The sequence below is a fragment of the Halomicronema sp. CCY15110 genome (assembly GCF_016888165.1).
Taxonomy (GTDB): Bacteria; Cyanobacteriota; Cyanobacteriia; order Phormidesmidales; family Phormidesmidaceae; genus Halomicronema.
On record NZ_JACSWC010000275.1, the window covers coordinates 22,985 to 36,852 of the forward strand.

A 13,868-nucleotide genomic window follows, 5' to 3' on the forward strand; every position below is an offset into this window, starting at 1 on the left:
TTCGAGTATCGACGGCCCCTATCAACGGAATTTTTGGGCTGAGTTTATATACTTTTGGTGCAGATTGTTTTTGTCTTAGCTAACTTGAGTATGTGAGTTTTAACGCTCAAGTTCTTTCAGATTCTTACGGTGATTTATTAGATTCCTATGGAGCTAGCGAATCTGTTTCGGTGTCATGCCAGTGAGACGCTTAAACTGTTGTGTTAAATGGCTTTGGCTAGAGAAACCGACTTGTAGAGCGATGTCTGCGATCGCTAAATCTGTTTTCATCAACATCACTTTTGCTCGTTCAACGCGCTGTTGAATCACATATTGATGGGGCGAAATTCCCATTGCTTGCTTAAACAAACTCGCAAAGTAAGTCGGGCTAATGTTCACAACACTAGCCAGTTCTGCCAAGGATAAATCTCGATTCAAGTAAGTGTGAATGTAATCGATCGCCTGCTGCAACTGGGTACGAGTAAAGCTGCTGTGGGGTGATGCGATCGATTGCGTCAGAGTCGAATAGTGTCGGAGTAAATGGATCACTAGGGCTTGAGTGAGTGATTCGACATAGAGTTGCCCCATGATCCCGCCTGATCGCAACTCAGCGAGCATCAGCATACCAATCTGATGCAGTTGCACATCCTGCTGACCGAAACCATGCACAAGCTCGAACCGATTTGAATCAATATCGGAGGCTTCGGCAACGTGTTGAACCAATTCAGGCTTTAGGCAAATGTGCAGCGGAGTGCAGATGACACCACTCTCATCTCGACACCAATAGCTCGGTTGTCCAGCCGGGACAAAAAGATTGTCCCCTTCACTAAGGATTGATTCATGCCGGCGATCGTCCCGTTTCTGAATTAACGGGGCAGGATTGCCGATGTGTAAGTTCAGCCAATGGTCTGAGAGGGCTGAGAGTTCCACCTCAAACGCTGAAACAGGGCTTTGACACTGCTCAACGAAAACGCCATTCCAGTTCATTCGCTGACTGGAGAACATCAGCGTTTTATTAAACTGCTGGCTGAGTTCGAGCGAGTTAAGCCGATTGCTAGTCATGAAGTTTGCTCTCACCGATTGTTCTTGTATAGGAATCCAGGGATTGTAAGTGCCGATAGACCACGGGACCGAGTCCGAGACGCGAGAGCTGCAATCCGGCTCCGTACCCGACTACGTTAGGGACGATAAGGCTCACAATGCCCTCGGGCCAGCTCAGACGTGTGAACTGATTACGTACGGGCTGAGTAGAGAACCCAGCGGTATTTTTTTCTGACTCCCGCGAATAGTTAGAAAATTTAGACATGAGGATCAACTCCTTTACTCTTGTTGCTGATTTCAGTTGTGAATGGGTTTAAGGATCGACAGGATCGCCAACTGCCCCACCTGTAGCGGTGTGCACGGCGCGGGCCATCTGCCCAAGCGTGTTGCCAAGCGAGGTGGGATCGGCTCCTGCCATCAGGGCCGCACTGATGTCTTCACTGATAACGCGCACGACTGCGGTGGCTGCTGCGGCGTGCAGTCGCACCTCGATATCGTCAGGCGATCGCCGCAGGCGATCTGCGAAGATCTCGACCAGAGCGCGCTCTATTCGGTCGTTGGTCATCAGCCAGACCGTCCGTAGATCCGGCTCTTTTTCGGCCAGCACAGTCATCTTGATCACAGCCTGATCAAAGGACTGCTGATCGGGATCTTTAGTCCGATTTATCGCCCACTCCATGAGGTGATCTTCAAGGGAGACATCCCGAGGCCAGCGGCGCAATAGCGCCACAAACTCATCGCCATCCTGCGCCAAGACCGGCTCGACACAGCTCTCTTTGTTGCGGAAGTACCGCCAGAGAGTGCGCACCGAGAGACCCACTGCTGCGGCGATTTGCTCGCCGGTCGTGGCAGCGACCCCTTGCTCCCAGAATAAACGCGCCGCCTCCCGCGAAATCTCCAGACGTATCCGCTGCTGCCGCTGCTCACTCATCCTCCCTGGCTTGCGCTCGTTCTTTGTCATGGCGTTGGCACCGTCACTCCCCACGACAGTCTTCTTTCAAAGTTTGTCACTTAGTGGCACAATAGCGCTAAATGACACTAGGTGACAAGAGGTTGCTTTGCCAACTAGCACGTCTCATTTCGGCAAATAGCTATTCGGCTCTGGAACTACCGATAAGGGAATGACATTTGAAAGCCCCCGTCATAGTCGGCAGGGGTGAGGGCACTACTGCTGACTATGACGGGGGCTTTCTGGACAGATTATTTTGGTCTTAGCTCACTTGAGTGTATGAGTTTCAACACTCAACTTCTTTCAGATGCTTACGGTTGGTGATTAGATTCTTCTGGGGCTAACGAATCTGTTTGGGAGTCGCGCCCCTAACAAAACCCGTAAACCCTGACGAGCCAGCAATCTAGCAGTTGCTTTACCAATACTGCTGCTGGCTCCAGTAATCGCAATAACTTTGTTCTTGACCTACGGAAGAATGCCGTCTTTTTGTAATTGCTTCTGGAGCGTTTTCGGCAGGCTCTTAATGTCGCAATGTCTTGGAGAACTACCCTCATAGCGCCAGGACTGAATTTCTCCAGAGCGATCGAACTCGACATCAATCTCACAGAAATCATGATCAACAATTGTGTTGCCTCCGCTAATTATCGTAGTTGTATCGCCCTGATCGTTCTCAAACTCATTCACAGTGGTTGGCTGATTAAACTCCCGTTCTTGATTTGTGCTGTAGGAATAGATGGTGTTTCCATTGGGTAACGGAAGCGTTGTCGTGGGTGTACCATATCTGCGAACAAACTCATTGATATCCCGACCAATCCAACTGTCCATTGTGCTATCCAATTGTTCTTTCGCTCGTTGATCGTCACACCCGAACAAGCTCACGCTTGCTAAAATTAGCAGCATCGAAATCCAAGTCTTCATATTCATTCCTCTGTGTTGAAAAGTTTTCATGTGCGATCGTTCATTTCAGTCGCAGTAAAGCTAGGTCAAAGGACTCAATCGATTATTCGTGCAGTCGTTTTAAAGGAGAGTCAATCGCGTTGTGTTATCTGAAGTGTACTGAGGTTCAATGCTTGATTTCTTTCAGATTCTTATGGCGGTTTGTAAGATTCTGATGCTGTTAGCGAATCTGCTTTGGTGTCATTCCAGTCACGCGCTTAAACTGTTGTGTCAGATGACTTTGACTGGAGAAGCCAACTTGTAGAGCGATGTCTGCGTTGGCGCAGCCTGTGCGCAGCACGTATCGCTAAATCTGTTTTCGAGAGCATTAATTGTGTTTGTTCTACACGCTGCTGAATCACGTACTGATGGCAGGACTAATTCATCTCCTCAAACCCGTGCCTGATCTTCGTATCTATGTTTTGCCGCAGTAGGGCACAAGTAGACCTGGGTAAACTTCGCGATTTGAGGCTCTATAAGCAGCGCAATCTGGAACTGATATTCTGAATCAGTTAATTGGCTAACATGATTTTTTTTACCGATTGAAGCTGAGTTGAGCTAAAGAGACTGCCCTCCGGAGACTTCGATTCGCTGTCCAGTCATCCATCGATTCCCTTCCGACAGCAACAGTGCGATCGCCCCGCCAATATCATCGGGTTCACCCACCCGACCTAAAGCAGTTTGGGACGTGATGTACTTATTGATCTCTGGATTGTCCCGCACGACGCTGCCCTCGGTGGCGATCGCTCCAGGAGCGACTACATTCACTGTGATTTGCCGCTGTCCTAGTTCCTTTGCTAAGGAGCGAGTCAGAACCTCGATCGCGCCCTTTGTGCTGGCATAGACCGCTCGTCCTGGGCTGATGGTGCGGGCCAGAAATGATGAAACATTCACGATTCGTCCACCATCTTTGAGCAATGGCAGCAACTTCTGAGTGAGAAAGAAGACACCCTTGAAATTAACGTTGAATATTCGATCAAATTCTTCCTCTGTTGCTTCTGCAAACAGTGAACCGCCACTAATTCCAGCGTTATTGATGAGGAAATCAAATTGCTCAATGTCCCAAGTGTTTTGCAGGGCTTGCTTGACTTGTATTACAAACGTATCAAGGGTTTCGATGCTGCCGATATCGAGCTGCAAGGCGACTGCTTTGTTGCCCATTGCCTCAATTTCAGAAACAACGGATTTTGCTTCCGCTTCACCGTTGAGATAGGTCACAATTACGCCCACTCCTTTCTTTGCCACGGCCAAAGCAGTATTCTTTCCCAGTCCTCGACTCGCTCCTGTCACTAGAGCAATTTTGGATTTATTTTGTGTCATTACCTGATTTCTCCAATGAAAAACAAGCAGGATAGTCCTAAATAGAATTAATGGAGATATTAATCCTGCCGTTCTATCTATTCTGAGTGTTCTAAATGTACTGAGTTCTTGTGCTTGAATTCTTTCAGATTCTTACAGCGGTTTGTCAGATTCTGATGCTGTTAGCGAATCTGCTTTGGTGTCATTCCAGTCACGCGCTTAAATTGTTGGGTTAAGTGGCTTTGACTGGAAAACCCAACTTGTAAAGCAATATCTGCGATCGCTAAATCTGTTTTCATCAACATCAATTTTGCTCGTTCTACGCGCTGTTGAATCACATACTGGTGGGGCGAGATTCCCATTTCTTGCTTAAACAAACTGGCAAAGTAAGTCGGGCTGATATTCACAACACTAGCCAGTTCTGCTAAGGATAAATCTCGATTCAAGTAAGTGTGAATGTAATCGATCGCCTGCTGCAACTGGTTACGAGTGAAGCGGCTGTTGGGTAATGCAATCGGCTTTATTCGGGTCGAAAAGTTTCGGAGTAAATGAATTACCAGGACTTGAGTGAGTGATTCGACATAGAGTTGCCCCATCATTCCGCCTGATCGCAACTCAGCGAACAGCAGCATGCTAATCTGCTGCAGTTGCGAATCTTGCTGACCAAAACAATGCATAAACTCGAATCGATTTGAATCCATATCAGAGGCTTCAGCAACCTGTTGAATCAGTTCTGGTTTTAAGCAAATGAATAGTGGAGAGCAGGTGATACCACTTTCATCTTGACACCAGTAGCTTGGCTGTCCAGCCGGAATGAAGAGATTGTCCCCCTCATGAAGGATTGATTCATGCCGCTGATCGCCCCGTTTCTGAATTAAATGAGTAGAATTTCCTAGGTGTAGGCTGAGCCAGTGGTCTGAGAGGGCTGGGAGTTCTACCTCGTAGGTTGAAGCAGGACTTTGACACTGCTCAACCAAAATGCCATTCCAGTTCATTTGACGACTGGAGAGCATCCATGGTTTATTGAACCGTTGGCTGAGTTTGAGCGAGTTGAGCTGGTTGCTAGCCATAGAATTTCTCTCCACCGATATCTTTTGCATTTGCAAAATAAATACTTTCTAGCCCGAACCCGGTACAACAGCGTTTATCAGTCAGGACCCCAATACAATAGCCTGCGTACCGTAGCACGAGCCAGCGATCGCGGCTTCTCTCCTGAGATAGACCTTTTTTAACTCAGTCGCTGATTGTTTATTCAGCAAAATTGCGCCTGACTATTAACTCTCTACACTGTCGCTTTCATCAGCTTGTACTAGATAGGATTGTTTCAGCAATTTAGCAACTTCTTGCGCGATCGCAATCAGGGCATCATTCACTGAAGAGTCACAGATGGAATCAGTCTGAGATGTAACCTCAGACTCAAAATCATTCTTGCATTGTGATACTGAACGCTTCATAGGATCATTCTCAATGAAATGCTGATTTGTAACTGCTTACGTCTTGTTCAAGCAGCTATACCGCCATCAATTTTGAGGCTCGCACCTGTGACAAAAGCGGCTTCAGGGCCGGCGAGATAGGAAACCATGCCAGCCACCTCGTTGTCCTGTCCGTAGCGACCAAGAGCAATCATGTTAGTGATTTCTTTAGCGGAGTCCCCATCTGCAGGATTCATATCGGTATCGATCGGACCCGGTTGAATATTGTTGACCGTGATGCCGCGAGTCCCCAAATCGCGGGCGAGGCCACGGGTAAAACTAGCGATCGCCCCCTTCGACAACGCATAGACCGAGAGACCGGCAAAGGGGGTAAAATCACTGATGAAGCTGCCAATCATGATGATCCGTCCTCCCTCACTCATGTGACGAACGGCTTCTTGAGTGGCGACGAAGACGCCTTTAATATTGATGGCGACGAGTCGGTCAAACTCTTCCATCGAGAACTGGTCGATCGGCGCTAAAACCAAAACGCCTGCGTTGTTGACGAGAATGTCGAGCCGACCGAGGGTGTTAGCAGTCTCAGCGACGGCGTGTTTTACCGCATCTACATCGGCACTGTCAGCCCGAATCGCCAGGGCTTTTCCCCCGATTGCTTCAATATCCCGAACCACCTGATCAGCTTTTTGGGGCGAACTGGTGTAGGTGAGCGCAACGGTGACCCCATCGTGAGCGAGACGCTTGGCGATCGCCGCGCCTAAACCGCGTGAACCGCCCGTAACCAGGGCAACTTTGCCTGCAAGTGTTGTCGTCATGATGGACTCCTTTAGGTATGAAATTGTTGACTCAAGCTTGTGCTTCGATCAGTTTGCTGACGACATCTGAAAGCAGTGTTTGCCCCCTGACTGTTTGAACGTGGCTTCCCCCTTCAAAAACAATGTGACCAGAATTAAAGCCGCGCATCATCTCGCTGTAACTGTTGACGGCTTCAGGCGAAAAGCCGAATCCGGACATTGTTGCCTGCCACTCGCTTTCGGGGACAGCGACTGCCTGGACGTCGCGTCCGAGAGCGGCGGCAAAAGCGGTGGCGATATCGTTTGGTGAATAATCGGCTGCGCCGTACAGTTCGATGATGCGCTTGCCCGTCCAATCTGCGGTCATCGCTTGGGCAACGGCCCATCCGATATCTGCGGCGCACACCATCGGAATCTTGCGCTCAAGCGGCGTGTAGAAGCTCGGCAAAATGCCTTGCTCAGCGGCAACCTTCGCCACGCTGCCCCAGTTTTCCAAAAATGCTGATGCTCGCAAAAAAGCAACAGGAACTTCCAAATCGCCGAAAATCGTCTCCAAAATGTGCGTCGTAAAAATGTTTCCCGTGCCCGAGGCGTGTTGTGAGCCGATCGAAGACAGCAATACGACTTTCTGTACGCCAGAATTTTTGATGGCAGCAACGTAACGCTCACCGATTCCTCTCGCCACCGCAAACATATTGGCGACCTTGTAGGCAGGCGGATTCATCGCGTAAACAGCGTCCGCATTCCGCATCGCATGGGTCATCGCTTCTAAATCGCTTAGGTCTGCAAAAGTAACGTCTGCGCCTCTCGCCCGCCAAGCAGCGGCGGTTTTGTCCGATCGCAAAACGACCCTCACCAACTGATTTTTCTCAAGCAAAGCGTCAGCAACCGCAGAACCCGTCTGCCCAGTCGCCCCGAAAACTATATACACAGGATTTTCCTCGTTACTCCATGATGGGTTTACATCGCCTGGCGGACCGGTCGGACAATCACTTCATTGACATCAACATCGTCCGGCTGGGAAACAGCGTACAAAACGGCTCTGGCGATCGCCTCTGAGGTAAGGGCAGTTTTGCGAAGTTCTTCTAACAAGCCTTTGGATGACTCATCGGTGATATCAGAGCCAAGTTCGGTGGCAACGACACCCGGAGAGATCGTAGTGACGCGAATATTTTGCGATTCCTGGCGCAGTCCTTCAGAGATAGCCCAAACCGCATATTTCGTGGCGCAATAGACGGCCCCCGTCGGAACGACCACATGAGCCCCAATCGATGCGGTATTGATGAACTGCCCACCGCCCTGCGCTGCCATAATCGGTAGCCCCGCTGCAATGCCATTAAGCACGCCCCGAATATTCACACTAATCATGTTGTCCCATTCCTCGACTTTCAGGGCATTCATCGGCGATAGGGGCATCACGCCAGCATTGTTAAAGATGACATCAACGCGGCTAAATTTGTCTTTGGCAAACTCAACAAATGCTTTCACATCGTCGCGATCGGTGACATCAACCGCTTTGCATTCTGCTGTCCCACCAGATGCATGAATCTCTGTAACTAGCTTCTCTAGTTTGTCTATCCGGCGTGCCCCCAAAACGACTTTTGCACCATTTTGGGCGAGCAGTTTCGCGGTGGCTTCACCAATACCGCTACTGGCTCCAGTAATCACAATCACTTTGTTTTCTACATTCAACATGGTGATTTTTCCTTTTTTTGTGAGGGTGAATTAAAGAAACATGTCGCTAGAGACTTCAATTCTCTGAGCATTTACCCAACGGTTATCTTCAGAGATTAAAGATGCGATACCTTCGGTAAGCCTCGCTAACGCACATCCAACATCTTTGTCCTCAGAACTTAACTCGTTGATTTGCAATACTCCATCTAGACTAATGTGAGCCTGATTCAATGGATGAATTGCAGAGTTTTCCCGTCAGTGAGAAATGTAGTAGGTCACTGATTATTCCTGCTGAAGAAAGTCGAGCAACAGGGGATTGACCTGATCAGCGTGAGTCCAGTTGATGGCGTGCGGCCCGCCAGTAATAATCTCAAGCTGACTGTTTTTAATCAGCTTTGGCAGTCTGGCGGCGGTGGACTCAAGCGGCAAAATGCGATCGGCATCGCCATGAATGATCAGAGTTGGCACATCAATGCGGGGCAGATCGTCACGGAAATCGGTGAGCCAGGACGGGACACAATCCAACGTCCCCTTAGCAGAAGCCCCGGCGGCCACATTCCAACTGGCTTGAATGGCATAGTTGCTGATGCGCTCACCCAGCAGCACATCGACATTGAAGAATTCTCTGAAAAAGTCAGAAAAATAGGCGGGACGATCTTTAACAATCGCGTTCATAATGCCATCGAAAACGCTTTGATCAACACCCTCTGGATTGTCGTCTGTCTTCAACAGAAACGGTGGCACGGGAGCCATCAGCACGGCTTTCTGCACCCGCTCTGAGTCATATTTGCCAAGATATCGCGTGACTTCACCCGTTCCCATAGAGAAGCCGACCAGCACAGCATCATGCAAGTCAAGTTTGGTCATGAGCGTATTCAAATCGGCAGCAAACGTATCGTAGTCATAGCCCAGTGAGGGGTGGCTGGAAGCACCAAATCCTCGGCGATCGTAGGTAATCACTCGATACCCGGCATTTAACAGCACTAAGACCTGCTTTTCCCAAGAATGACCGTTGAGAGGAAATCCATGAATGAGAACAATGGGTTGACCAGCCCCCAGATCTTCGTAGTAGAGATCAATGGCTGCAGAATTTTCTTGACCGACAGTTACATAAGGCATTGTCATCTCCTAATAAATACCGCATTCAATGCTCATCTGATTTAATCGAAGTGTATTGCGTTCTGAATGTCGGTCTCTTTCAAATTCTTAGGAGAGTTTGTCAGATTCTTAAGGTGTTTCTAGAAGTCCTTGAAAACTTCTAAGCACAGGTAGTCACAAATCGAGCCCAATTTTATTGGGATGCCCCACCCCACCCCTTTTATGGCTACAACTGACCAGCAGCAAAGACTTTTTGTGCAGCGATTTTGCTTCTTAAGCAAAACATAAATTAAAGGCATTGTGGCTTGAAGTTTAGGCAAGCGTTAAAATTTCTACACCTTCCTCAGTCACAACAATAGTGTGTTCAAACTGAGCAGAGAGTTTTTCGTCCTTCGTAATCACAGTCCACCCGTCCGCGAGAAATGTAAGCTCACAAGTCCCTTCGTTTAGCATCGGTTCAACCGTAAAAACCATTCCTGGGCGCAGCTTTAACCCACTGCCTCGTTTGCCATAGTGAGGAATTTGTAGTTCTGTATGCATTTGCCTGCCAATGCCATGGCCAACCATATCTCGAACAACTGAGAATCCACTTGCCTCGGCATAGGCTTGAATGGCCGCACCAATATCACCAATTCTTGCCCCAGGCTTGATTTCAGCAATCCCCCGCATCATCGATTCTCGAGTCGCTTCAACTAATTTGCGGGCGGTTGCGGATACCGGACCCACTAGAAATGTTCTCGATGTGTCGCCATGGTAGCCTGCCAGCCTGAGGGTCACATCGATATTGATGATATCCCCGTCTTTGAGGATTTGCTTTGGGTTCGGTATTCCATGACAAACCACTTCATTAATGCTGGTGCAAATTGACCCGGTGAAAGGGGGATGGCCAGGAGGTGCGTAGCCAAGGGTGGCGCTGATTGCACCATGAGCTTGCATCCAACGCGCCGCCTCATCATTTAAAGCTTGCGTACTCATTCCAGGCTGCACCATTGGCTCAAGATGATTGAGGAGATTTGCCGCAAGCTGTCCCACCCGCCGCATCTTGTCTAATTCTCTAGCCGAAAGCAAGACCAGCCCTGAGTTAATGGGGGCTTGTACACAATTTCCGGTGATTGAAAGCAAATTTTGATGGTTCATGGATTAAAGCCTCGTTCTATCATGCTGGGCCATGCTAGCACAGCATGGCCCAGCATGATAGAAGACGGGCCATTGTTGGTATCTTAGAGGTAGGTAAAGCGCAAGCGAGACTTAAAATGGGCGGTAAAACAGATTTAGAGCGAGTGGTTGCTTACATTCCTGCTGAGCGTAAACAAGAACTGGAGGAATGGGCACAGACTGATGAACGATCTGTCTCCTGGCTGGTGGCAAAATTAATTGATAAGGCTTTGCAAGAACGCCAACAACAGCCAAGTACCTCAAAAAGTTTGCTGCACCACTAATCAGCAAACCTTTAGTATCTACAGAAGCATTAATGTCCGTTTCTTTTGTAGATAGAGTATTCAATTCTGCCCCTTAGGCTATTGCCGATCTTCTTCCGCAGGCAATGCATCAATGGATTGCAAAATAGCGCGTGTAATTGCCTCTCGTTTATAGAGGTCGTCTAGTCGGTTTGGCGTGTCTATATTGAGAGCGAAGAACACAGGACCGGTTGGCCACTCGACCCACCCGACCCACCAGCCCCAGCGCCCTTCCCAGCCAGTTTTAGCCCGTAGAATCCAATCCCGCTCTGCTTCAACGATCATCATATCCTTGACTAATCGTTGGTGCTCAACCCTAAAGGGAAGTTCATTCTGATACAGCTTTTGTAGAAAATGAATTTGCTCTTGTGCCGAGATTGCTAACGCTCCATCAATCCAATAAGCACCTTCGCGAGTACTTGGGTCTGCGTTGCCGTAATCAATTTGCGTCAGATACTCTCTTGCTTTCGCTTCTCCGATTTCGGCAGCAAAAATTTCGTAAACCCAAACGGCTGAATTTCGCATCGCTGAGCGCAAAGTTTGGTCTTGATTGTGTGGAGCGAAGTCCCTCTCCACTCCATCCCACTCAAAAACTTGAAATTCATCACGAACAACACCGGCATCGAGCGCAAAGAGAGAATGCGGAATCTTAAACGTTGATGCTGGGGAATAAGCTGTATCAGCCCGTTCCTGGTCGTAGACCCACAGCTGCTGAGCACCTCCGCGCTGATCCAATACGACAATAGTTCCTTGTGCCTCAACGCGGTCGAAGAAACTAGCCCAATCCGGTCGCTCTTGCCGTTCTAAAATGTTTTGAGACCTATTATCTAAGGTAATCAAATTGCTTACATTAGGCTGCTGTGAAATCTGCGAAATATGCGGTCTATTACTAATCGATATTTTTGCTGATATAGGTGAAACTAGAAATATTCCTGTGCTGCTTGCGACTAAAGCACTAAACAAAAGGAAACGATGGTTCATAATGCTATCTTGTCACGATAAAAAGTCTTCGCTCTACGCACAAGCGACAGCACTGGCTAGCCAGTGCTGCCGCTTGTGTGAAATTCATGGAACTATTGCAGTAACGCGGATTTCAATTCGCATCGTTGGTAGCCCAAGCGCCGCAACGCCGATTTGTGTCCAAATTGGGGCGTGATTGGGCATGTAATGGCGATATAGCCTGACCATTACCTCGTTAACTTCTGGAGGCAACCCGCCAGCATGGTAAGAATTGACATGGACAACATGCTCCCAACCCGCCCCGGCAGTTGCCAAAGTTCGCTCTACGTTGCGAAACGCCTGAGCAATCTCGTTCGCCAGCAATTCGGGAATTTGTAGATCGTCATCCCAACCGCCCTGGCCTGATGTCTCCACGCGATCGCCAATTTTGACCGCTTGCGAGTAATGCAAGTTATCCAGCATATATTTCCCATAACCGGGGGTGACAAAAAATTCGGGCTTATGCATGGTGTTCCTTTGTGGGTAGTTAGAAGACGATTAGAGATAGGCGCATCAACGGGTAAGGTCTGGGTCGCTCCCAGTTCTCATCACACCTCTCCACAGAAGTGCGATCAAGCGTCGAAACTATCAATCTTGGCGACACAGCCACTCGCTTTACTCTCTGAAGTGTAGTGAGCCCCAATGCTTGACTTCTTTCAGATTCTTACGGTGCTTTATCAGATTCTTAATTCGTTAACGAACTTGCTTGGGTGTCATTCCAGTGAGACGCTTGAACTGCTGTGTTAGATGGCTTTGGCTGGAGAAGCCGACTTGTAGGGCAATGTCTGCGATCGCCAAATCCGTTTTCATCAGCATCACTTTTGCTCGTTCTACCCGCTGTTGAATCACGTACTGATGGGGCGAAATTCCCATTACTTTCTTAAACAAGTTGGCAAAGTAAGTCGGGCTGATATTAACAACGCTTGCCAGTTCTGCCAAGGATAAATCTTGATTCAAATGAGCGTGGATGTAATCGATCACCTGCTGCATTTGAACATGAGTTAAGCTACCGATTCTTAACGGAATGGATCGGGCTAGGGTCGAGTAGTGTCTTAATAGATGAATGACTAGGGCTTGAGTGAGTGATTCGACATATAATTTCCCCATCATGCCGCCAGTCTGCAACTCAGCGAACAGCAGCATGCCAATCTGATGAAGTTGCAAGTCTTGCTGACCGAAACCATGCACAAGCTCGACCTGCTTTGAATCAATGTCAGAAGATTCCGCAACGTGTTGGATGAATTCCGGTTTTATGTGAATGTGCAGTGGGGCGCAAATGACATCACTCATATCTGGAGCTTGGCACCAATAGCTCGGTTGCCCAGCCGGAACCAAAAGGCTGTCTCCTCGGTGGAGGGTTGATTCATGCAGGCGATCGTCTCGTTTCTGAATTAAAGGGGCGAGATCTCCTGTATGAAAGTAGAACCAGTGATCGGATAGAGCAGGAAGCTCCATTTCAAACGCTGAAGCAGGACTTTGACACTGCTCAACCAAAACGCTGTCCCAGTTCATTTGTCGACTGGAGAACATCAGCGTTTTATTCACCTGTTGGCTGAGTTCGAGCGAGTTGAGCAGGTTGCTAGCCATAGAATTTGTCTCTACCGATATTTTTTGCATTTGCAAAATAAATACTTTCTAGCCCAAATCCGGTACGACAGCGTTTATTAGTCAGGAGTCATATATAGCAGCTCACGTACCCTAGCATGAGCCAGCGATCGCGCCAGAATCGTTTTCCTCTAAGTTGTGGGGCAAGTGCCTCATAAACGTGGGCCAACTGCGTCATCTTACCGAGCAGTGAAGTGGACCCCAGCGCTTAGACAACTTGGAAGGGTAACTAAGCTCTGAAAGATCGATACCCGTGCTACTGCTTTTCGAGAATTATGCAGTGGTCGCATAATACACCTCATCTGGGGTTTGATACTTTAACGATTGATGGGGACGGTATTGGTTGTACCACTGAAACCAGTCATTCACCTCCTGAGCCAAGTGTTGGCCATCGTCAAAGGCCTTGAGATAAATCAGTTCCCACTTCACGGAGCGCCCCAAGCGTTCAATGAAGATAGTGAACCGTCATGCGACGGCGGCCATAGAAGGGCGTTTTCAGATACTGTTCGTCAATCAGCCGCAGCAACGTACATTCCTCGTCAGTCGGACCCACGGGGTGATAATACAGACTCGAACGGCTCACTCCGAGGAGCTGGCACTGCCGCAC

17 protein-coding genes and 1 pseudogene are annotated in these 13,868 nt (G+C 48.6%); 1 reads left to right on the plus strand and 17 read right to left on the minus strand.

Going from position 1 to position 13,868, the window contains the following annotated elements; translation table 11 throughout:
- Window positions 1–153: 153 nt before the first annotated feature.
- The 13 genes and pseudogenes from JUK32_RS11330 to map all read right to left on the minus strand — a co-directional run bounded on the left by JUK32_RS11330 (window position 154) and on the right by map (window position 10,337).
- Window positions 154–1,041: an AraC family transcriptional regulator gene (locus JUK32_RS11330; RefSeq protein ID WP_204138960.1), complete on the minus strand. Its 888-nt coding sequence runs from the start codon at window positions 1,039–1,041 to the stop codon at window positions 154–156.
- A 292-nt stretch (window positions 1,042–1,333) separates the two neighbouring features.
- On the minus strand, window positions 1,334–1,981 hold the full coding sequence (locus JUK32_RS11335) for a TetR/AcrR family transcriptional regulator (protein WP_239112565.1): 648 nt from the start codon (window positions 1,979–1,981) through the stop codon (window positions 1,334–1,336).
- Between the two features lie 336 nt (window positions 1,982–2,317).
- Window positions 2,318–2,419 (minus strand): annotated as a pseudogene (locus JUK32_RS27485) (oxidoreductase); the annotation flags it as partial.
- Window positions 2,420–2,434: 15 nt separating this feature from the next.
- A complete protein-coding gene (locus JUK32_RS11345) occupies window positions 2,435–2,887 on the minus strand; it encodes a hypothetical protein (RefSeq protein ID WP_204138962.1) in 453 nt (150 codons plus the stop codon).
- 199 nt (window positions 2,888–3,086) lie between these two features.
- Complete coding sequence (locus JUK32_RS28700) at window positions 3,087–3,206, minus strand: helix-turn-helix domain-containing protein (protein ID WP_375541564.1); 120 nt, start codon at window positions 3,204–3,206, stop codon at window positions 3,087–3,089.
- A gap of 257 nt (window positions 3,207–3,463) precedes the next feature.
- On the minus strand, window positions 3,464–4,225 hold the full coding sequence (locus JUK32_RS11355; RefSeq protein WP_204138963.1) for an SDR family NAD(P)-dependent oxidoreductase: 762 nt from the start codon (window positions 4,223–4,225) through the stop codon (window positions 3,464–3,466).
- 161 nt (window positions 4,226–4,386) lie between these two features.
- Window positions 4,387–5,274, minus strand: a complete 888-nt coding sequence (locus JUK32_RS11360) for an AraC family transcriptional regulator (protein WP_204138964.1) — start codon at window positions 5,272–5,274, stop codon at window positions 4,387–4,389.
- Window positions 5,275–5,478: 204 nt separating this feature from the next.
- On the minus strand, window positions 5,479–5,658 hold the full coding sequence (locus JUK32_RS11365) for a hypothetical protein (RefSeq protein ID WP_204138965.1): 180 nt from the start codon (window positions 5,656–5,658) through the stop codon (window positions 5,479–5,481).
- Between the two features lie 47 nt (window positions 5,659–5,705).
- The gene (locus tag JUK32_RS11370) at window positions 5,706–6,449 is read right to left on the minus strand and encodes a 3-oxoacyl-ACP reductase family protein (RefSeq protein ID WP_204138966.1); all 744 of its coding nucleotides are present in this window, start codon (window positions 6,447–6,449) and stop codon (window positions 5,706–5,708) included.
- 31 nt (window positions 6,450–6,480) lie between these two features.
- Window positions 6,481–7,359, minus strand: a complete 879-nt coding sequence (locus JUK32_RS11375) for an NmrA family NAD(P)-binding protein (protein ID WP_204138967.1) — start codon at window positions 7,357–7,359, stop codon at window positions 6,481–6,483.
- Window positions 7,360–7,388: 29 nt separating this feature from the next.
- Complete coding sequence (locus tag JUK32_RS11380; protein WP_204138968.1) at window positions 7,389–8,123, minus strand: SDR family oxidoreductase; 735 nt, start codon at window positions 8,121–8,123, stop codon at window positions 7,389–7,391.
- Between the two features lie 261 nt (window positions 8,124–8,384).
- Complete coding sequence (locus tag JUK32_RS11385; protein WP_204138969.1) at window positions 8,385–9,221, minus strand: alpha/beta fold hydrolase; 837 nt, start codon at window positions 9,219–9,221, stop codon at window positions 8,385–8,387.
- A 291-nt stretch (window positions 9,222–9,512) separates the two neighbouring features.
- Entirely contained in the window at window positions 9,513–10,337 is an 825-nt protein-coding gene (gene map / locus JUK32_RS11390) for a type I methionyl aminopeptidase (protein ID WP_204138970.1), read from the minus strand.
- Between the two features lie 116 nt (window positions 10,338–10,453).
- Here map and JUK32_RS11395 point away from each other — a divergent pair, with 116 nt between their 5' ends.
- Window positions 10,454–10,639 (plus strand): CopG family transcriptional regulator, encoded by a 186-nt coding sequence (locus JUK32_RS11395; protein ID WP_204138979.1) that lies wholly within the window; start codon window positions 10,454–10,456, stop codon window positions 10,637–10,639.
- Between the two features lie 78 nt (window positions 10,640–10,717).
- Here JUK32_RS11395 and blaOXA read toward each other — a convergent pair whose 3' ends face one another.
- The 4 genes from blaOXA to JUK32_RS11415 all read right to left on the minus strand — a co-directional run bounded on the left by blaOXA (window position 10,718) and on the right by JUK32_RS11415 (window position 13,702).
- Window positions 10,718–11,638: a class D beta-lactamase gene (gene blaOXA / locus JUK32_RS11400; RefSeq protein ID WP_255538209.1), complete on the minus strand. Its 921-nt coding sequence runs from the start codon at window positions 11,636–11,638 to the stop codon at window positions 10,718–10,720.
- An 84-nt stretch (window positions 11,639–11,722) separates the two neighbouring features.
- Window positions 11,723–12,124, minus strand: coding sequence for a RidA family protein (locus tag JUK32_RS11405; RefSeq protein ID WP_204138971.1), 402 nt, complete (start codon window positions 12,122–12,124; stop codon window positions 11,723–11,725).
- 225 nt (window positions 12,125–12,349) lie between these two features.
- On the minus strand, window positions 12,350–13,243 hold the full coding sequence (locus tag JUK32_RS11410; RefSeq protein ID WP_204138972.1) for an AraC family transcriptional regulator: 894 nt from the start codon (window positions 13,241–13,243) through the stop codon (window positions 12,350–12,352).
- 291 nt (window positions 13,244–13,534) lie between these two features.
- Complete coding sequence (locus tag JUK32_RS11415) at window positions 13,535–13,702, minus strand: integrase core domain-containing protein (RefSeq protein WP_204138973.1); 168 nt, start codon at window positions 13,700–13,702, stop codon at window positions 13,535–13,537.
- Between the last annotated feature and the right edge of the window lie 166 nt (window positions 13,703–13,868).